The sequence below is a fragment of the Cryobacterium sp. CG_9.6 genome (genome assembly GCF_029893365.1).
Taxonomy (GTDB): Bacteria; Actinomycetota; Actinomycetes; order Actinomycetales; family Microbacteriaceae; genus Cryobacterium.
Genome location: NZ_JARXUZ010000001.1, coordinates 493,281 through 513,278, shown reverse-complemented (window position 1 = coordinate 513,278; position 19,998 = coordinate 493,281). Strand labels below are relative to the sequence as shown.

At 64.9% G+C, this 19,998-nt stretch carries 16 protein-coding genes; 7 read left to right on the top strand and 9 right to left on the bottom strand.

The annotated features are described in order from the left end of the window. Window positions 1-144 precede the first annotated feature (144 nt). The gene (locus H4V99_RS02425; protein ID WP_280675183.1) at window positions 145-2,271 is read left to right on the top strand and encodes a heavy metal translocating P-type ATPase; all 2,127 of its coding nucleotides are present in this window, start codon (window positions 145-147) and stop codon (window positions 2,269-2,271) included. Between the two features lie 82 nt (window positions 2,272-2,353). Here H4V99_RS02425 and H4V99_RS02420 read toward each other — a convergent pair whose 3' ends face one another. Both H4V99_RS02420 and H4V99_RS02415 read right to left on the bottom strand, forming a co-directional pair. Next, on the bottom strand, window positions 2,354-4,591 hold the full coding sequence (locus H4V99_RS02420) for a heavy metal translocating P-type ATPase (RefSeq protein ID WP_280675181.1): 2,238 nt from the start codon (window positions 4,589-4,591) through the stop codon (window positions 2,354-2,356). Next, window positions 4,588-4,815: a cation transporter gene (locus tag H4V99_RS02415; protein ID WP_280675180.1), complete on the bottom strand. Its 228-nt coding sequence runs from the start codon at window positions 4,813-4,815 to the stop codon at window positions 4,588-4,590. The genes H4V99_RS02420 and H4V99_RS02415 overlap by 4 nt, the downstream gene beginning before the upstream one ends. Window positions 4,816-4,940: 125 nt before the next feature. Between H4V99_RS02415 and H4V99_RS02410 the strand changes: the two genes are divergently transcribed. Continuing rightward, window positions 4,941-5,291 (top strand): metal-sensitive transcriptional regulator, encoded by a 351-nt coding sequence (locus tag H4V99_RS02410; RefSeq protein ID WP_280675178.1) that lies wholly within the window; start codon window positions 4,941-4,943, stop codon window positions 5,289-5,291. 108 nt (window positions 5,292-5,399) lie between these two features. Continuing rightward, window positions 5,400-6,104 (top strand): response regulator transcription factor, encoded by a 705-nt coding sequence (locus H4V99_RS02405; protein WP_280675176.1) that lies wholly within the window; start codon window positions 5,400-5,402, stop codon window positions 6,102-6,104. A 50-nt stretch (window positions 6,105-6,154) separates the two neighbouring features. On the opposite strand, the gene H4V99_RS02400 is transcribed toward H4V99_RS02405, so the two are convergent. Then, window positions 6,155-7,012: a universal stress protein gene (locus H4V99_RS02400; protein ID WP_280675174.1), complete on the bottom strand. Its 858-nt coding sequence runs from the start codon at window positions 7,010-7,012 to the stop codon at window positions 6,155-6,157. A gap of 242 nt (window positions 7,013-7,254) precedes the next feature. On the opposite strand from H4V99_RS02400, the gene H4V99_RS02395 reads away from it, so the two are divergent. After that, window positions 7,255-8,106, top strand: coding sequence for a universal stress protein (locus tag H4V99_RS02395; RefSeq protein ID WP_280675172.1), 852 nt, complete (start codon window positions 7,255-7,257; stop codon window positions 8,104-8,106). A 55-nt stretch (window positions 8,107-8,161) separates the two neighbouring features. Beyond that, the gene (locus H4V99_RS02390) at window positions 8,162-9,037 is read left to right on the top strand and encodes a hypothetical protein (RefSeq protein ID WP_280675170.1); all 876 of its coding nucleotides are present in this window, start codon (window positions 8,162-8,164) and stop codon (window positions 9,035-9,037) included. A 1-nt stretch (window position 9,038) separates the two neighbouring features. On the opposite strand, the gene H4V99_RS02385 is transcribed toward H4V99_RS02390, so the two are convergent. Then, window positions 9,039-9,737 (bottom strand): NUDIX domain-containing protein, encoded by a 699-nt coding sequence (locus tag H4V99_RS02385; protein ID WP_280675168.1) that lies wholly within the window; start codon window positions 9,735-9,737, stop codon window positions 9,039-9,041. 103 nt (window positions 9,738-9,840) lie between these two features. On the opposite strand from H4V99_RS02385, the gene H4V99_RS02380 reads away from it, so the two are divergent. Both H4V99_RS02380 and H4V99_RS02375 read left to right on the top strand, forming a co-directional pair. Continuing rightward, window positions 9,841-10,656: an MBL fold metallo-hydrolase gene (locus H4V99_RS02380; protein ID WP_280675166.1), complete on the top strand. Its 816-nt coding sequence runs from the start codon at window positions 9,841-9,843 to the stop codon at window positions 10,654-10,656. A gap of 108 nt (window positions 10,657-10,764) precedes the next feature. After that, window positions 10,765-11,202 (top strand): DUF1801 domain-containing protein, encoded by a 438-nt coding sequence (locus H4V99_RS02375; RefSeq protein ID WP_280675164.1) that lies wholly within the window; start codon window positions 10,765-10,767, stop codon window positions 11,200-11,202. A gap of 265 nt (window positions 11,203-11,467) precedes the next feature. Here H4V99_RS02375 and H4V99_RS02370 read toward each other — a convergent pair whose 3' ends face one another. The 5 genes from H4V99_RS02370 to nrdE form a co-directional block, all read right to left on the bottom strand. Further along, complete coding sequence (locus tag H4V99_RS02370) at window positions 11,468-13,036, bottom strand: GMC oxidoreductase (protein ID WP_280675161.1); 1,569 nt, start codon at window positions 13,034-13,036, stop codon at window positions 11,468-11,470. Between the two features lie 23 nt (window positions 13,037-13,059). Next, complete coding sequence (locus H4V99_RS02365; protein WP_280675160.1) at window positions 13,060-14,541, bottom strand: aldehyde dehydrogenase family protein; 1,482 nt, start codon at window positions 14,539-14,541, stop codon at window positions 13,060-13,062. Next, a complete protein-coding gene (gene betT / locus H4V99_RS02360) occupies window positions 14,538-16,658 on the bottom strand; it encodes a choline BCCT transporter BetT (protein ID WP_280675158.1) in 2,121 nt (706 codons plus the stop codon). The genes H4V99_RS02365 and betT overlap by 4 nt, the downstream gene beginning before the upstream one ends. Window positions 16,659-16,828: 170 nt before the next feature. Continuing rightward, window positions 16,829-17,803: a class 1b ribonucleoside-diphosphate reductase subunit beta gene (gene nrdF / locus H4V99_RS02355; RefSeq protein ID WP_280675156.1), complete on the bottom strand. Its 975-nt coding sequence runs from the start codon at window positions 17,801-17,803 to the stop codon at window positions 16,829-16,831. Window positions 17,804-17,869: 66 nt separating this feature from the next. After that, entirely contained in the window at window positions 17,870-19,975 is a 2,106-nt protein-coding gene (nrdE, locus tag H4V99_RS02350; RefSeq protein WP_280679907.1) for a class 1b ribonucleoside-diphosphate reductase subunit alpha, read from the bottom strand. Window positions 19,976-19,998: the final 23 nt, after the last annotated feature.

The window sequence follows — 19,998 nt, the reverse complement described above, 5'->3', positions numbered from 1 at the left end:
TGACCGAGTATACCCAAGGGGGTATCCAAGCACCAACCAGGAATGGCGGCAACCCACCGGCACACGGCACAAGCGGTCACTGGCAGTGGTTCGCCATGGACCGGTTCCGAGTCAGAGTACCCCTTGGGGGTATACGCTGAAGGAATGCACCAGTCACCGTCTGAAACAGGAAGCCATGACGCCAAGCACCACGCTGGCATGACGCACGAGAGCATCCCGCCCGGGCACGACGACCATGCTGCGATGAACCACGGAGCCATGGGGCACGCGGGGCACGGCGATCATGTGGGCCAGTTCCGGCGCCTGTTCTGGGTGATGCTGGGGTTCGCTGTTCCCACCATCGCCTTCAGCGGCATGTTCGCGGGGATCCTCGGATACTCACTACCCGACATCCTTGCCCTCACGTTCATCTCGCCCGTCCTCGGGACGGTCATGTACGTCTGGGGTGGCCGACCATTTCTCACGGGGGCTGTCGGAGAAATCCGCAGCCGCAAACCCGGCATGATGCTGCTGATTGCCCTCGCGATCACCGTGGCTTTTCTTGCAAGCTGGGGCGCAAGCCTCGGGATTCTCGACCAGCGCCTCGATTTCTGGTGGGAGCTGGCCCTGCTGATTGTGATCATGCTGCTGGGCCACTGGGTCGAGATGCGTTCCCTCGCGCAGACCGGAACGGCACTGGAATCGCTCGCCGCCCTGCTTCCCGACGAGGCCGAGCGCGTTGTCGGCGACGATACCGAGATCGTGAATCCGGCCAGCCTCGTCCTCGGCGACGTGGTGATGGTGCGGCCCGGCGGGCGCATTCCGGCCGACGGAGCAATTGTGGAGGGCACCGCCAACGTCGACGAATCCATGCTCACCGGTGAGTCCCGGCCGGTGACCCGCAGCCCGGGCGACCACGTGGTGGCCGGCGCGGTGGCCACCGATTCCGCGCTCCGAGTGCGGGTAGACGCCGTCGGAGACGACACCGCCCTCGCTGGCATTTCCCGACTGGTCGCCGAGGCACAGGCGTCCTCCTCCCGCGCTCAGCGTCTGGCTGACCGTGCCGCTGGCTGGTTGTTCTGGTTCGCCCTCGGTGCCGGTGCGCTCACGGCCGTGATCTGGACCCTGCTCGGCACGCCCGACGACGCGGTGATTCGCACCATCACCGTGCTCGTGATCGCCTGCCCGCATGCCCTCGGCCTCGCCATTCCCCTGGTCGTATCCATCGCCACCGAGCGCGCGGCCCGTGGGGGCGTGCTCATCAAGGACCGGCTGGCGCTCGAGAGCATGCGCTCCGTCACCTCCGTGCTCTTCGACAAGACAGGGACCCTCACCAAGGGTGAGCCCGTGGTGACCGCCGTGCAGGTGACCGACGGGGTCACGGAAGCCGAGTTGCTGGCGCTGGCGGCGTCCGTGGAGGGTGACAGCGAGCATCCGCTTGCTCGGGCCATCGTTACCGCCGCCGGGACGCACGATCTACCTGTGATGCGCGCTACCGATTTTCACACCGAGGCGGCGAGCGGAGTGGTGGCCACGGTTGAGGGTCGTCGCATCAGCGTCGGTGGCCCCGGCATGCTGCGCGCCCACGCCAGCGAGGCCCTGGCCGCTACTCAGAAGTGGGCGGAGGATGGCGCGATTATTCTGCACGTGCTCGACGGCGATCGGGTGCTGGGCGCGATCGCCCTCGCCGACGAGGTGCGTGCGGAGTCGCGCCAGGCTGTGGACGCGCTGCACACGCTCGGTATTCAGGTGGTGATGATCACCGGCGACGCCGACGCCGTGGCGCAGAAGGTTGCGGCCGAGCTGGGCATCGACCGCGTGTTCTCCGGTGTGCATCCCACCGACAAGGCCGCCAAGGTGGCTGAGCTGCAGGCGGAGGGACGCATCGTGGCCATGGTGGGCGACGGCGTCAACGACGCCCCGGCGCTCGCCCAGGCCAACGTGGGAATCGCGATTGGTGCCGGAACGGATGTCGCCATCGCGTCCGCCGGAGTCATCCTCGCCAGCGATGACCCACGTTCGGTGCTGTCCGTGATCGAGCTGTCCCGGGCCACGTACCGCAAGATGAAGCAAAACCTGTGGTGGGCCGCCGGGTACAACCTGCTCTCGGTTCCGCTCGCCGCCGGCGTTCTGGCGCCGATCGGCTTCGTGCTGCCCATGTCGGTGGGGGCCCTGCTCATGTCGGTCTCGACCATTGTCGTGGCGCTCAACGCCCAGCTGCTGCGCCGGCTCGACCTGCGCCCGTCGGTCAGCGCCGCAGCTCTCGCCCCGCGCACGCCGGTCCGCGTGTAGCGGCGTACCAACAACTGGCGCCCATCGCACCTTCCCTGTAGTCGGGAAGGTGCGATGGGCGCCAGTGTCAGGTGCGGGCGGTCTACGCGGCGAGCGCGCGGAACCGGCGCAGTCGCAGGCTGTTCGTCACGACGAACACCGACGAGAACGCCATGGCGGCCCCGGCGATGAGCGGGTTCAGCAACCCCAGCATCGCGAGCGGGATCGCAGCCACGTTGTAGGCGAAGGCCCAGAACAGGTTGGCCTTGATCGTGCCCAGTGTGCGGCGGGCGAGGCGGATGGCATCCGCTGCCGCGAGCAGGTCACTGCGCACCAGCGTGAGATCGCTCGCCTCGATGGCCACGTCGGTTCCCGTGCCCATGGCGATACCCAGGTCGGCGGTGGCGAGGGCCACGGCGTCATTCACGCCGTCTCCCACCATGGCCACCACGGCGCCCTCGGCCTGCAGCTGGCGAATGATCTCGGCCTTGCCCGCGGGCAGCACTCCGGCGGTCACCTCGTCGATGCCCACCGTCGCCGCGACGGCGCGCGCCACGACCTCGTTGTCACCGGTGAGCAGGATGGGACGTAGGCCCAGTTCCTTGAAGTGGGCAATCGCGGCCGCACTCGTGGGCTTCACCTGATCGGAGACGCCGAGAACACCCCGTGCCTTACCGTCCCACGCCACCACGACGGCGGTCTCGCCGTTGGCCTCGGCCACCCCGAGTACAGCGCTAAGTTCCACCGGCAGTGCAATGCTCCACGACTCGGCGAGCCACTGCGGGCGCCCCACCAGAACCGCGTGCCCGTCGACAACGGCGTGAACGCCGAGGCCCTGCTCCGAACCAAACGATTCCGCAGCCGGCACATCGCCCCGACGTTCTTGGGCACCCCGCACAATCGCGGCGGCAATCGGATGCTCCGAGCCACTTTCCGCGGCGCCCGCGTACCCCAGCAACTCGTGTTCGCTGCTGCAACTAATGGCCATGACGGTGGCCAGGGTCATCGTTCCGGTCGTGACCGTTCCCGTCTTGTCGAGCACGATCGTGTCCACGCGGCGGGTGGACTCCAGCACCTGAGGTCCCTTGATCAGAATGCCCAGCTGAGCACCACGCCCGGTTCCCACCAGAAGCGCGGTGGGAGTGGCGAGCCCGAGGGCGCAGGGGCACGCAATAATCAGCGTTGCCACGGCGGCCGTGAACGCGAGTTCCGGCCCGCCGCCCACGAGCAGCCACACCGCCAGGGTGCCGAGTGCGAGCAGAATGACGATGGGCACAAACACGGCGGACACGCGGTCCGCCAGCCGCTGCACATCGGCCTTACCGGTCTGGGCCTGCTCCACGAGACGTCCAATGTGGGCCAGCTCCGTATCGGCTCCCACCCGTGTGGCCTGAACGACAAGCCGGCCGCCGGCATTCAGGGTGGCGCCCACCACGGCAGCGCCGGGGCCCACCTCAACCGGCACGGATTCTCCGGTGAGCATGCTCGAGTCAACGGCCGAGGTACCCGAGACCACCTCGCCGTCGGTGGCAATCTTCTCCCCCGGACGCACCACAAACTGGTCGCCCACCACGAGCGTGCTGGTCGCAACGCGCGACTCCACGCCATCTCGCAGCAGGGTGGTCTCTTTGGCGCCCAGTTCCAGCAGCGCGAGCAGTGCCGCACCGGAGCGCCGCTTTGCGCGCGCTTCGGCATAGCGACCCGCCAGAATAAACACGGTGACAGCGGATGCCACCTCCAGGTAGATCTCGCCCGCACCGCCCTCCGGTGACGCCGTGAAACTGAATCCCATGGTCATGCCCACCATGCCGGCCGTGCCGAAGAAGAGGGCATAGAGCGACCAGCCGAGCGCGGCGAGCACGCCGACGCTCACCAGCGTGTCCATGGTGGCGGCACCGTGCCGCGCATTGATCCATGCCGCCCGGTGGAACGGCCAGGCACCCCACACGGCCACGGGAGCCGCCAGGGTGAGGGCCAGCCACTGCCAGTTGTCGAACTGCAGCACCGGAATCATCGACAACAGCGCCACCGGAACGGTGAGGGCCGTGGAGATGAGCAGGCGTTGACGGAGCTGGCTGACCTCGTCGGACTCGTCGCCGGCATTCGCTTCAGGGGCGTCGCCAACCGGTACCGGCACCGTGGCCGTGTACCCCGTGGCCTCGATGGTGGCGATGGCGTCGGCCACCGAGGTGCCGTCCGGCACGAAGACGGTGGCCTTTTCTGTGGCGTAGTTGACCGTGGCCTCAACCCCGGGCATGCGGTTGAGTTTCTTTTCAATGCGCGCCGCACACGAGGTGCAGGTCATGCCTCCCACGAGGAGGTCGACCTGCGACGTCGTCATGAGCCGATGGGGGCGAGCTGGTAGCCTGCCTCGTCGATGGCGGCCGCCACGGCCGCGGGATCTTGCGCCGCGACACTCGTGACGGTGACGGTGGAGGACCCACCCTTCACCAGCTCAACGTTCACGCTTTCGATGCCCGCAATGAGGCCGATCTCTTCTTTTACGCTGGCCACGCAGTGCCCACACGTCATTCCGGTGACCTGGTATGTATTCTCAATACTCATGATTCCCCTGTAACTGTTGTTGCTGGTCTCGTTTGAGACTATTATCTTAACTATACCCCTAGGGGGTACATTCTGGCCACCCGCGCAGCACCTCCGCACCAAGACAGCACCACGAACGGAACCCCATGACCGAGCCGGTTACGGTCTCAGCAGATGAGCATCACCCCGAGCACCACGGCGCCGGACACGAGGGACCGCACGGGTACATTTCCAATAAAGACAATTACCTGAAGCGGCTGCGTCGCATCGAAGGGCAGGCGCGTGGCCTGCAGGGAATGGTCACCGACGACAAGTACTGCATCGACATTCTCACGCAGGTCTCGGCCATGACCAGTGCCCTGCAATCGGTGGCCCTCGGCCTTCTCGACGACCACCTCAATCACTGCGTGCGCGATGCTGCCGCCGCGGGCGGCCCGGAGGCAGACGCCAAGATTAAAGAGGCGTCGGCAGCGATCGCGCGGCTCGTGCGCTCCTAAACCGCATCATCCGCTACGGCCCTTTGGCCCTAGCCGCGGGAGCCGAGGCGCGACACACTGGTGCAGAGACGCTCGCCCGGCCCGTGCCGCGCCAGCGAAAGGAGCACCATGGGCACCAGCCCGGAGATCGTAGCGGATGCCGACCCTCGGCCCCACGTTTCGCCGTCACCACGCTCGCCCCTCGCTGCCACCCGTGTCTTCATCCTCGATGACCACGAACTCGTGCGCCGAGGTCTGCGCGAGCTGCTCGAGGACGAGGGTTTCGACATCGTGGGCGACACGGGCCTGGCCGAGGACGCCACCGAGCGCATCCCCGCGCTGCACCCGGACGTGTGCGTTTTGGACGCCCGGCTGCCCGATGGGACCGGCATCGAAGTGTGCCGGGACGTGCGTTCGATCGACCCCACCCTGCAGTGCATCATCCTCACGAGCTACGACGACGAACACGCCCTGCGCGGCGCTATCCTGGCCGGCGCCGCGGGCTATGTTCTCAAAGAGATCCGCAGCGACGACCTGCTCGATTCCATCCGGCGGGCTGCGGCGGGCCAAAACCTGTTCGACCCCGCCATTCGCGCCCGCGTCATTGAGGGCCTGGCCAACCCCCAAGACGCGCGTCTGGCGTCACTCACCCCGCAGGAGCGGCGGGTACTCGACCTCATCGGCGACGGCCTCACCAACCGCGAGATCGCCAGTGCCATGTTTCTGGCCGAGAAGACGGTGAAAAACTACGTCTCCTCCCTGCTCGCCAAGCTCGATTTTCAGCGCCGCACGCAGGCGGCCGTGTACGTCACGAAGCACGAGGCCGAGCGTTAGGCAGCGGATGCCTCGGCCAGTGGTCGACGCATCCGCTCCCCTAACCAGCCTTAGCGGTGGTGCTTCGTGCGCGTGATCACCGTGGGGCAGGGGGTCTGACCGAGTACCTCGTGACTGACGGAGCCCATCCAGAGCCGGCTCACGGCACCACGCCCGTGGTTTCCCACCACGAGGAGCTGCGCGTTTGCGGCCGCCGACAGCAGCGCCCGGGCCGGAGTGTCTTCGGTGACGAGAACCTGATGCACGGTGAGGTCCGGGTACTGGGTGGTGAGTCCAGCCACGCACTCGGCGAGTACCACCCGCTCCTCGTCTAATCTCTCGGCAATACTGCTCTCCGGAATGTGTCGCAGCACCCGCTGCGTGGGAATGCGTGCGGCATAGACAGCAGTGAGGTCCTGGCCGGTGCGGTCGGCTTCCGCGGCCGCGAATTGCACCGCCGTGAGGGAATCCTCCGAGCCGTCCACTCCCACGACAACACCCGTTCGGTCACCGAAGGGATGGTTGGGAATGACAGCAACGGGACAGGCGCTCAGGGCCGCAATCTGCAGGCTCGCGCTGCCGAAGAAGTCGCCGTCAAAACCGGTTTTACGGTCGGTGCCCACCACCACGAGGCTCGCGTCCACCGACAGCTCGCTCAGCACCCGGGGAGCCGTGCCGGTGCGGAGGGTCGCCGTGGACGACACCGTGGGGGCCAGTTCAACCGCTCGGGAGCCAATCTGGCGAACGAGGGCCTCCTCCTCATTGATGATCGTGTTGTAGTAGCCGTACCCTTCGGCCAACCAGGCTGCCTGCACGGTATGCACGATGCTCACCGGGCAGTCGAGCGCTTCTGCCCGGCGAAGCGCCCATCCGAGCGCGGCTTCGCTGGGCTCTAAATCATCCACACCGACGACGATCTTGCGGTTCACAGGTCTACCTCGTCTTTTTCGAGGGGAGTGTCGTCATGGACGGCCTCCCGGTTGGGGCAGCCGAGTCGCTGCTCACGCTCACTATCCCGCATCCGGGCAGGTACGGCTAGGGGCAGAAGTCCCCCTCGTCTGGAGAACAGCTCTCAGCCCGGCGAAACTCACGCACTTAAGGTGGCGTTCGCAAGCTAACGTAGTGAGCAATTACGCACCATGTTCGGGCTCGGTGGCGAAAGGTACGAAACATGATTGAGAAGGCGATTGTGGCGTGGGACGGTCGGCCGCCGTCGCGGGCAGCCCTGAAATGGGCACTCGAACGTTCCTCGGGCGGCGAACTCATGATGGTGCGGGTGGTGGACCGCACGAGCGAATCCGCCGATTACTTCATGCCGGAGTCTGTGGCGCAAACCGCCCCGATTGTTCTGCAGAGTGACGCCGATCGCGTGCAGGAGGAACATCCCTCGGTCACCGTGCGCAGTGAGGTGGTGCCGGGAGATCCGATCGAGGAGCTCAAGCGCCTCTCCACCGAAGATGCGCTCGTGGTCGTGGGCACTCACCGCCGCGACGGCCCCACCGTTCGCTACGAGTGGTCGGTCGGCGCCCGCCTCGCGGGAGCAGCAAACGGCCCGGTGGCCATCATCCCCGAGAACGACGGGCCGCCCGGCGACGGGATTGTCGTGGGCGTCGACGGGTCAGCGGCGGCCAACGCCGCCATCCGCTTTGCTGTCCTGGAAGCCGATCGCACCGGTGAGGAGCTTCATCTCATCCATGCGTGGCAGGAACCGTTGATGTGGCCCGAGACCGCCGTTCCTGACATTGAGTTTCTGCAATCGCTCGAGGACATTCACCGCAGCGTTCTTGATGAGTCAGTGGCGTTGGCCCGGTCGATCTCTCCGGATGTGCGCGTGCGATCCTCCCTCACCCGTGGCGCTCCGCAGTGGGCGCTTCTCGACGCGGCACGCGGTGCCAGCCTCCTCGTGGTGGGTAATCACGGCGTGCACGGGATCAAGCGTTTCCTGCTGGGATCCGTCAGCCACTCGCTCGTGCTCAACATTCAGTCCCCCACCGTTGTGGTGAACGCCGCCCGCACCCCCTAAAACCTGGCCGCCTCACTCACAGCGAGGCCCAACGGGAGGCGGCTAGGGTTTTGCCATGAGATCTTTCGCTGGAGCACGCCACCGAATGCTGGCGTTGACGGCGATCCTGTCCCTCGTGCTCACCGGGATCGTGGCCGTCGGCGCGTCGGCGGCGCAGGCCGACGGCGAACCGGCCCCCTTTGACCCGGGGTTGATCGTGAGCGACTACAACTTCTTCAACCCCGATGCCATGTCCGAGGCCGACGTTCAGACTTTTCTCGAGGAGCGCTCCTGCGTGCGCAGCGACGCGTCGCCGTGCGCGTGGGAGTACCGCGAAACCACGACAGACCAGGCTGCGCAGCAGGACGGGCACTGCGCCGCCTATGCGGGTGCCGCCGAGGAGCCGGCCAGTCGCATCATCACCAGGGTCGCCGAGGCCTGCACCATCTCCCCGCGGGTACTGCTCGTGCTCCTGCAAAAGGAGCAGTCCCTGCTCACCCGGCCGACGGAGCGGGGCTACCTCCGGGCCACCGGTTACGCGTGCCCCGACACGGCCGAGTGCAATACCGAGTATTTCGGATTTTTCAATCAGGTCTACAACGCGGCCTGGCAGTTTCGGCAGTACACGCAGGAACCCGATCGGGCCTACCAGCAGGGAGCCGTGGACGTGGGCTTCAACCCCAACGCGGAATGCGGGGCGTCCACCGTGGACATTCGCAATCAGGCCACGGCAAACCTCTACAACTACACGCCGTACCAGCCCAACGATGTCGCCATAGCCAACCAGGGTGACACCGGCGACGCCTGCTCCACCTACGGCAACCTCAACTTTTGGGCGTTCTACGACCAGTGGTTCGGCGATCCCACCACCACGCGCTACCCGGCATTCTTCGACGACTGCCTCAACTATGCGGGCGGACAGAGCTGCGCCACCCCCACGCTGCTGCCCTGACCTAGACCAGCGCGCGCGTGTAGACCCAGGGAAGCGCGCCCGTCTCGAGGCGGTGACGGGGGCCATCCGCTTCGAACAGCGCACTGTCAGCGAAGGCCACGTCGTGCTGCCAGAACAGAACGGCTTCGTGCGGACTCGGTCCGAACCGTGACTCGAAGAGTGCCACCTCTCCCGCGCCCGCCGCGTGCAGTGCCGCGTCAACGGAAGAGTGCGGGGTGAGGGCGTTGAGTGTCACCCAGGTGGGCGGGAAGAGGCGCATGGTGCCGCTCGCGTGCCGGTCAAGGGCCGCCTGGGGCCGAAGCCACACGTGATCCACCGCTTCCTCCGAGGGGAGGGTGATCGTGCCCGCGGGTGCCTTCGACCAGTAGAACCAGGTGCGCAGGCGTTTGGGCGTGGACGCTGGTGGAATCCAGCATGCCGTCACCACGAGAGACCCCGGCACCAGGCGAAGGCTCGTCTCTTCGAGCACTTCACGCCGCGCCGCACGCTCGGCGGCCGGCTGCTCGGCGGCCGGCTGATCCGGCGCGAAATCCTCCGGGTCGACAGCGCCACCGGGGAAAACCCACGCCCCGGCAAACGATCCGCGATGGTGGGGACGCTCCAGCAGCAACACTTCCAACCCCGCGGCGCCGTCCCGCAGCAGCACCACCGTGGCCGCCATCGGAAGTGCCGGCTCTGCGCTGATCTCGTCTCGCTTCATTGCGGTGTTCCCATTCTGTGCGGCAGCTGGCGATATCTCTGTGGTGATGACCCGTCGCCTCCACCCTAACGCCGGCCCAGCTGGCGGCAGTAGGCTGCCAGTCATGAGCGATTCCGTGCCGGCCACCCTCGGCGAGCGCACGAGCATCCTCACCCGACGCATTCTGGCCCCGAACGCGGGGCCGATGACACTCGACGGCACCAACTCCTATGTGATCGCGGCTCCAGGTTCGAGCGGTCATGTCGTGGTGGATCCCGGGCCCGTCCACGAGGGCCACCTGGCGTCCCTCGCCGCAGCCGGCCGCATCGACCTTGTTCTCATCACCCACCAGCATGCCGATCACACCGCCGCCAGTGTTCGCTTTGCTGAGCTCACGGGCGCGCCGGTGCGCGCCTTCGACCCGGCGTTTTGCGTGGGCGGCAACCCGCTCCGGGGCGGCGAAGAAATTCGGGTCGCCGGCACCCGCATCCGGGTGATTGCCACGCCCGGACACACCGCCGACTCGGTGTGCTTCCATCTCCCCGACGACGGCGCGCACGGTTCGATGCTCACCGGCGACACCATCCTCGGCCGTGGCACCACCGTTCTTGGCCACCCCGACGGCACCCTGGCCGATTACCTGCAGTCACTGCAGATTCTGCGTGCCTGTGGGCCGGCCACCGTACTGCCGGCCCACGGCCCGGTCCTGCCCGATCTAGCCGCAATCTGCGACCAGTACGCCGCGCACCGCCACGAGCGGCTCGATCAGGTGCGTGCGGCGCTGGCCATACTCGGTAACGACGCCACGGTGGCGCAGGTCACCGACGCGGTGTACGCCCAGGCGGATGCGTCCGTGCGGTTCGCCGCCGAGGCATCCGTTCGCACGCAACTCACCTACCTCCGCGAACGCCCCCGCGCGCTACGCAGCGACGCGAGCTGACTTCACGAGCAGGGCGCAGCCGCACGATTGCGCACCTCGATCGCTTATCGGGCTGTCACCCCGGAGGCAGTCTGGTCGCGTCGGGTCGACCCGGGCCATACTGGGGTCATGGCCGAGAACAAAACGCAGCCGACGGATGCGTCCGTCGAGGATTTTCTCGACGCGGCGATGCCGGCCCAACGTCGCGACGACGGTAAGGCCCTCGATGCGATCTTCCGCGAGGTGACCGGCGCAGTGCCGGTCATGTGGGGTCCATCCATGGTGGGGTACGGAAGCTTCCGTTACGTGTCTCCGGCGAACCCCCGCACGCGCGGGGATTGGCCGAAGGCAGGATTCTCGCCGCGCAAGGCGCAACTGTCGATCTATGGGCTCAAAGACCTCCCCGAGGGTGCGGCCCTGCTTCCGGCTCTCGGCAAGTACACCGAGGGAATGGGCTGCGTCTACGTGAGGAAGCTCGACGACATCGATCTCCACGTGCTGCGCCGACTCATTGCAATCGCTGCGTCTCGGGGCGATGACCCCGAACCCGCGCCGACAACCGGGTAGGTTCCCCAATCATCGGCGGTCCTCACCCCTGAGGGGCGGAGTCTGGGCTTCGCCTCGGGGCCAGAATCGACGTGGCGGGTTTCTTGCGTCGTTGGGCCCGGGCGCTCGTGGCGGTGGTTTCGGCGGCTGCGCTGAACCGAGCGTTACTCATGCCTGAGCGTGCCGCTCGGGCAACCTTGTTGCTTTGCTTAGGGTTTTGGGCCATGGTGCACGCTCCAATCAATTGTTTTCGGGATGCGTATCCCGTGGTGTGCGCCCCCGCACGCTACGCGGCGACGCGCGCTGACTTCACGAGCAGGGCGCAGCGCTCACCGATCATCATGGTGGTGATGTTCGGGTTCACGGTCACCAGCTCGGGCATCACGGAGGCGTCGGCCACGCGCAGACCGGTGACGCCCTTTACGCGCAGCTCGGGGTCGAGCGGTGAGCCGATGTCGTCCACTGCACCCATACGCACGGTGCCGGCCGGGTGGTACACGGTGTTGTGGGTCTTCTCGATGTACGCCGTGATCTCGGCATCCGTCTGCACGGCGGATCCCGGGTACAGCTCCACACCCGCCCACTCGGCCATTGCCGGCTGGGCCACGATCTCCCGAGCCTTGCGGATTCCGGCCACCATCACGCGCATGTCGTAGGGGTCGGTGAAGTAGCGGGGGTCAACGAGCGGCTTGTCGCGGTAGTCCATGCTGCGCAGCTTCACCGTTCCCCGCGAGCGGGCATGGGTCACGTTGGGGGTGAGGCAGAAGCCGTTCTCCGTCGTGGGGTAGCCCTGGCGAGCCGTGTGCATGTCGAAGGGCACCGAACCGTAGTGGAACATGAGGTCGGGGCGGTCAAGGCCCTCCTCGGTGGTCGTGAAGATACCGAGTTCCCACCACTGAGTGGATGTCGTGGGCATGGGCTGCTTAGCCTCCCACTGAATTACACCTTCCGGGTGGTCCTGAAAGTTCTCTCCCACGCCGGGGGAATCCGCCAGCACCTCGATGCCGTGCTCGAGCAGCTGCTCGGCGGGGCCAACGCCCGAGAGCATGAGCAGCTTCGGCGAATCGATGGCTCCGGCCGAAAGAATAACCTCTTCGCGCACGGTCAGCGCGTGGGTGTGACCCGCCGCGTCCACGACCTGGGCACCCGTGCACCGCTTGGCGTCATCGAAGGTGATCTTGCGGGCACGCATGTCGGTAAGCAGGGTGAAGTTCGCGCGCTCCCGGATGGGGTGGATGTACGACACCGACGATGACGCCCGCGTGCCGTCGGCCTGCCGGTTGATCTGGAAGAAGTTTGCACCGTTGATGACGGTTGTTCCCGAGTTGAAGGTGGTGCGGGGAATGCCCGTCTGCTCGCAGGCATCCAATAGGGCCACGCCACAGGGATCGTTCGGGGGCACGTCCATGAGGTGAACGGGGCCATCGTGGCCGTGGTGCGGAGCCGGGTCGGAGTTGTTCTCAAGCTTTTTGAACAGCGGGAAGGTGTTCGCTGCCTCCCAACCGGTGGCGCCGTGCTTACCGGCCCAGTCGTCCATGTCTTCGGCCGGAGCCCAGAAGGCGATGCAGGAGTTGTGGCTGGAGCATCCGCCCATCACCTTGGCGCGTGCGTGGCGCATGAAGGAGTTGCCGTGTTCCTGCGGTTCGATCGGGTAGTCCCAGTCGTAGCCGGACTCCAGCAGTTCCATCCAGCGGTCGAGCCGCAGAATCGCGTCGAGGCCGGCGTCGTCGGGGCCCGCCTCCACGAGCGCCACCTCAACGGTGGGGTCCTCGCTGAGTCGGGCGGCGACGGCGGCTCCCGCGGAGCCACCGCCGATCACAACGTAGTCAAAGTCAGTCTTAATGGATGTTGTCATGCGTGTTACTCCTTCGTCGACGCTCAACGCGCCGCGAACCAGCCGGTCACCGCGGGCGCGGTGTTCTGGTAAATGTGCTTTGTTTCCTGATATTCGGCGAGTCCGCTGGGGCCGAGCTCCCGGCCCACACCGGACTGGCCGTAGCCGCCCCATTCCGCCTGCGGCAGGTAGGGGTGAAAGTCGTTGATCCACACGGTGCCGTGGCGCAGGCGCTTAGCAATGCGCTGCGCACGGCCGGCATCCTGCGTCCAGACCGCACCGGCCAGGCCGTACACGGTGTCGTTGCCGATGAGCACGGCTTCGTCTTCGGTCTCGAACGTCTCCACGGTAACGACGGGTCCGAAAGCCTCGTCGATCACCACGCTCATGCCGCGCTGCACCTGGTCCAGGATTGTGGGGGTGTAGTAGAAGCCCTTCTCGAGCTCGCCGGTGCCCCAGGTTCCGCCGCAGCGCAGGCGGGCGCCCTCGTCGAGGCCCTTCTGCACGTAGGCGGTCACCTTGTCGCGGTGCGCGGCCGAGATCAGCGGTCCGGTCTCGGCCTCCGGGTCGAACGGGCCGCCCAACCGAATCTGATTGGCACGGCGCACGAGTTCGTCCACGAAGCGTTCCGCAATGGATGCCTCCACAACGAGCCGCGCACCGGCGGAACACACCTGCCCGGAGTGCACAAAAGCACCGTTGAGGGCGTTGTCGACAGCGGCATCGAAGTCCGCGTCGGCAAAGATCACGTTCGGGTTCTTGCCACCGAGCTCGAGGGCCACCTTCTTCACGGTTCCGGCCGCGGCAGCAGCAATCTTCTTGCCCGTTTCGAGACCCCCCGTGAACGACACCAGGTCCACGTCGGGGTGGCTCGAGAGCGGCGCGCCGGCCACTGCCCCGGCTCCGAGCACGAGGTTGGCCACTCCGGCGGGCAGGCCCAGGTCATCCAGCAGCACCATCATCAGAATCGAGGTGTGCGGGGTGAGCTCACTGGGCTTCAAAATGAACGAGTTACCCGCGGCGAGGGCCGGCGCAATCTTCCACGCCGCCTGCAGCAGCGGGTAGTTCCACGGGGCGATCAGACCGCAGACACCAACGGGCTCAACCACGATGCGGCTGACGACGGACTCATCGCCGGCATCCACGATGCGGCCGGCATCCTGCCCGGCCAGCTTGCCGAAGTAGGTGAAGCAGTTGGCAATATCGTCCATGTCGATGTCGCTCTCGACCAGGCGCTTGCCGGTGTCGAGCGTTTCCGCTCGGGCGAACTCGGTCTTGCGCACGCGCAGCTCGGCGGCTACACGCAGCAGAAAGTCACCGCGCTCGGGGGCCGGAACGGAGGACCACACGCCACTGTCAAACGACGTGCGGGCTGCGGCGATGGCGGCCTCGACATCCGCTGTGGTGGCTTCGGACACGGTGCCCACCGCTTCGCCGTCGGCCGGGCAGCTGATGAGTCGGGTTCCGCCGTCGGCGGCCGGCACCCACTTGCCGTTGATGAACAGGGTCGAGGTCATGGTGCTCATTTCTTCACGTCTTCGGAGTCATAATCGGCTTCCCAGTTGTCCTTGGCCATCTGGTCGTCGGGGAGGGCAGTGTTGCCCGGTTCGGTGCGGTTGAGGTGCAAGAAGTCGAGGTGCGTTTCGTAGTGGTCGAGCACGTCGGTGATGACCTGCTCCTTGCCGTATCCCATCAGGTCATACCCGTGACTGCCCTCCAAAGAGAACACCTCCATGCGGTAATACTTGCCCTGCTCCGACGCACTGCGCACAGCATAGGTGGGAATATCCAGTTGAACCGGGTAGATCTGGTACTTGAAACCACGTTCATCGCCCATGGTCACGAGGAGGTCCAGGTGCGGAATCTGCAGACCTTCCACAATGCCTTCGGTCAGGGTGACATCGGCACCCTGCGCGAGAAGCTCCGCGTGCACCTCCTGCAGCGCCGGGAGCGCCACGGTGGAGACGAAACGCTCGGTCTGGCGTCGACCGGGGTAGCTCATGGCCCGGGTGAGGCGCTGGCGCCAGTTGCGTGCCCGGCTGGGGTCGGCGCTTCGACCGGAGAGTAGGCCGGGCAAACTGGCGCGGTAGCTGTCGGTGAGCGACTGCTCCACCCTCAGCGCCTTGTAGAGCCCGAGCATAATCAGCAGCAGCACCGCCGAGAAGGGCAGCCCCATAATGATGGTGGCGTTCTGCAGCACGGGAATCCCTCCCACCAGCAGCATGGCGAAGGTCAGGATGCCGGTGGCGAGCGCCCAGAAGATCCGGAGCCATTTCGGGCCATCCGACTCGGAGTTTTTCAGGTGTGAAGTGAAGTTTGCCATCACGAGCGCACCCGAGTCGGCGGAGGTCACGTAGAACAGCAGGCCGGTGAACGTGGCCACGGCTGCCGTCACGGGTGCCAGCGGGAATTGGTCCAGCAGGGAGTAGAAGGCGCGCTCGGGAGAGTTCATGGCAATCTCGCCGAAGCCGGCATCACCGCCGATGACGATGGCCAGGGCGCTGTTTCCGAAGATGGCGATCCAGAGCAGAATGAACGCGAACGGCACCACGAGCACGCCGGCCACGAATTCGCGGATCGTGCGGCCGCGCGAAATGCGGGCCAGGAACAGGCCCACAAACGGTGCCCAGGCAATCCACCACGCCCAGAAGAACAGCGTCCACGCGTTCATCCAGGCGTCGGGCCGGTCGTAGGCAAAGGTGTTGAGGGTCATTGCCGGGAAGCGGCTGAGGGTGTCGCCCACGTTTTGCACGATCGAATCGAGCAGGAACGAGGTGTTGCCCACCACGAGCACGAACAGCATGAGCGCAACCGAGAGCAGCACGTTGAGTTCGGAGAGACGACGGATGCCTTTTTCCACACCGGTCACGGCCGACACGGTGGCCATCACTACCGACAGGGCAATGAGCGAACCCTGCACGAACATGGTCTGTGGGGTGCCGAACATGAACGTCAGGCCGTAGTTCAGCTGCGCCACACCAATGCCGAGACTCGTCGCAATACCGAAGATGGTGCCCAGAATGGCGGCGATGTCCACAACGTCACCAATGGGGCCATAGATGCGCTTACCAAAGATGGGATAGAGGGCCGAGCGGATGCTGAGCGGCAGGTTCTGCCGGTACGCAAAGTACCCGAGGGCCAGGCCCATCAGAGCGTAGAGCGCCCAGCCGGTGATGCCGTAGTGGAAGAGCGTCCAGACCATGGCCTGCCGGGCGGCTTCAACGGTGCTGCCGTCGCCGGCGGGGGGCGCCAGGTACTGGGTGACCGGCTCAGAGACCGAGAAGAACATCAGGTCGATGCCGATTCCGGCCGCGAACAGCATGGCGGTCCAGGTGAACAGGCTGAACTGTGGCCGCGAGTGATCGGGGCCGAGCCGGGTCTTCCCCACTCGCGAGAGTGCGATGTAGATCACGAAGGCCAGCACAAGGGTGACAATCAGAAAGTAGTACCAACCGAGGTTGGTGGACACCCAACCGACAACGGCGCCGATGACGGCACTGGCGTTGTCGGGGGCGAGGATGGCCCAGAGGGCGATGGCGATGATGCCGCTTGCGGAGCCGATGAAGACGGTCTTATTGACGCGGGAGGGGGCTTCGTCACCCTCGGTAGAAACGGGTGCTGACAGAGAAATCTGGAACCTCAATGATTGGAGCGACGCGTCCTCCCCCGGCAATGGCAACGGGGGTCAGGAACGTTCAGCTTACCAAACCCCTTTTTCCGCCGCCGCGCGGGCTCTTCCTGCCACAAACGGACGGCTGTTCCTGACGTATCAGGAACAGCCGTCCGCAGGGAATGACTGGTGAAACGGTGGGGCTAGAAGTCCCAGTCGTCGTCTTCGGTCACAACAGCCTTGCCGATCACGTACGAGGAACCGGACCCGGAGAAGAAGTCGTGGTTCTCGTCGGCGTTCGGCGACAGCGCAGAGAGAATGGACGGGTTCACGTCGCACACCTCCTTGGGGAAGATGGCCTCGAAGCCGAGGTTCATCAGCGCCTTGTTGGCGTTGTAATGCAGGAACTTCTTCACGTCTTCGGTCAGACCAAGCTCGTCGTAGAGGTCCTGCGTGTACTGCACCTCGTTCTCGTACAGCTCGAAGACCAGGTTGAAGGCGTAGTCCTTGATCTCGTCGCGACGAGCCTGCGTCTCCCGCTCCATACCCTTCTGGAACTTGTAACCAATGTAGTAACCGTGCACGGCTTCATCACGAATGATCAAGCGGATGAGGTCGGCCGTGTTGGTCATGCGAGCGCGGCTGGAGAACCACATCGGCAGGTAGAAGCCCGAGTAGAACAGGAAGGACTCCAGCAGCACGGAGGCAACCTTGCGCTTCAGCGGGTCGTCGCCCTGGTAGTAGTCCATCACGATGGACGCCTTGCGCTGCAGGTTCTGGTTTTCGGTCGACCAGCGGAACGCCTCGTCGATGTCCTTGGTGTTGCTCAGGGTGGAGAAGATCGACGAGTAGCTCTTGGCGTGCACGGACTCCATGAACGCGATGTTCGTGTACACGGCTTCTTCGTGCGGCGTGATCGAGTCGGGGATCAGCGAGACGGCGCCAACGGTGCCCTGAATCGTGTCGAGCAGGGTAAGTCCGGTGAAGACGCGCAGGGTGAGCTGCTGCTCCGTAGGGGTGAGCTGGTTCCACGACTGAATGTCGTTGCTAAGCGGAATCTTCTCCGGCAGCCAGAAGTTATTCGTCAGTCTGTTCCAGACATCGACGTCTTTATCGTCTTCAATCTTGTTCCAGTTGATCGCATCTACGTGCGAGACCAGCTTGAGCTTGTTAACCATGGGATTTCTTTCTACTACGTCGTTGGTCGAGCTTGTCGAGACCGCGCATGTCGAGATTGAGCAGGGTTAGAGTGCGCAGGACACGCAGCCCTCTACTTCGGTTCCCTCGAGCGCCATCTGGCGCAGGCGGATGTAGTAAATGGTCTTGATGCCCTTTTTCCACGCGTAGATCTGCGCCTTGTTGATGTCGCGCGTGGTGGCGGTGTCCTTGAAGAACAGGGTGAGCGAGAGGCCCTGGTCCACGTGCTGTGTCGCCGCGGCGTACGTGTCAATAACCTTCTCGGCACCGATCTCGTAGGCATCCTGGTAGTAGTCCAGGTTGTCATTCGTCATGAACGGAGCCGGGTAGTACACGCGGCCCAGCTTGCCTTCCTTGCGAATTTCGATCTTTGCGGCGATCGGGTGGATCGATGCGGTGGAGTTGTTGATGTAGGAGATCGACCCGGTGGGCGGCACGGCCTGCAGGTTCTGGTTGTAGATACCGTGCTCCATGACGGATGCCTTCAGCAGCGCCCAGTCGGCCTGCGTCGGGATCTCCACGGCCGACTGCGCGAACAGCTCGGCACCGCGAACGGTGGACGGCTCCCACACCTGGTCGGTGTACTTGTCGAAGAATGTGCCCGAGGCGTAGGTGGAGTTCTCGAACCCCTCAAACGTGTGGCCACGCTCAATCGCGATGGCGTTTGAGGCACGCAGGGCGTGGAACAGCACCGTGTAGAAGTAGATGTTGGTGAAGTCGATTCCCTCTTCGCTGCCGTAGTACACGCGCTCACGGGCCAAGTAGCCGTGCAGGTTCATCTGGCCGAGGCCGATGGCGTGCGAGCGGTCGTTACCGTCTTCAATGGAACGGACGGATGCGATGTGGCTCTGGTCCGAGACCGAGCTCAGACCACGAATGGCAGTGTCGACCGTGCGACCGAAGTCCGGGGCATCCATGGCCAGGGCGATGTTCATCGACCCCAGGTTGCAGGAGATGTCCTTGCCAATCTGGTTGTACGAGAGGTCTTCGTTGTAGGTGGTGGGCGTGTTCACCTGCAGAATCTCGGAGCACAGGTTCGACATGTTGATGCGGCCCTTGATCGGGTTCGCCGCATTCACGGTGTCTTCGAACATGATGTACGGGTAGCCCGACTCGAACTGAATCTCCGCCAGCGTCTGGAAGAAGTCACGCGCCTTCATCTTCGACTTCTTGATGCGGGGATTGTCGACCATCTCGTAGTACTTCTCGCTCACCGAGATGTCGGCAAACGGCACGCCGTATTCGCGCTCCACGTCGTAGGGCGAGAACAGGTACATGTCCTCTCCCTTCTTGGCGAGATCGAAGGTGATGTCGGGCACAACCACGCCGAGAGACAGCGTCTTGATGCGGATCTTCTCATCGGCGTTCTCACGCTTGGTGTCGAGGAATCGCATGATGTCGGGGTGGTGCGCGTGCAGGTAGACCGCGCCGGCGCCCTGACGAGCACCCAGCTGGTTGGCGTAGCTGAAGGAGTCTTCCAGCAACTTCATCACGGGGATGATTCCGCTCGACTGGTTCTCGATCTGCTTAATGGGCGCGCCCGATTCGCGGATGTTGCTGAGCAGCAACGCTACGCCGCCGCCACGCTTCGACAGCTGAAGCGACGAGTTGATGCCGCGAGAGATGGACTCCATGTTGTCTTCGATGCGAAGCAGGAAGCAGGAGACGAGCTCGCCTCGCTGGGCTTTGCCCGAGTTGAGGAACGTGGGGGTGGCCGGCTGAAAACGTCCGGCGATGATCTCTTCAACCAGAGCCACGGCGAGCTTCTCATCACCCTGCGCCAGGCCGAGGGCGGTCATGACCACGCGGTCTTCGAAGCGCTCCAGGTAACGGTTGCCGTCAAAGGTTTTGAGCGTGTACGAGGTGTAGTACTTGAACGCACCCAGGAAGCTCTTGAATCGGAACTTCTTTGAGTAGGCGAGGTTGTTGAGGCTCTCGATGAATTCGAAGTTGTACTGGTCGAGCACGGCCTGCTCGTAGTACTGCTTCTCCACGAGGTAGTCCAACCGCTCACGCAGGCTGTGGAAGAAGACGGTGTTCTGGTTCACGTGCTGCAGGAAGAACTCGCGCGCTGCTTCCTGGTCCTTCTCGAACTGAATCTCACCGTTCGGTCCGTACAGGTTGAGCATGGCGTTGAGCGAGTGATAATCCATGATCGGCGCTTCTACTGGCGTGA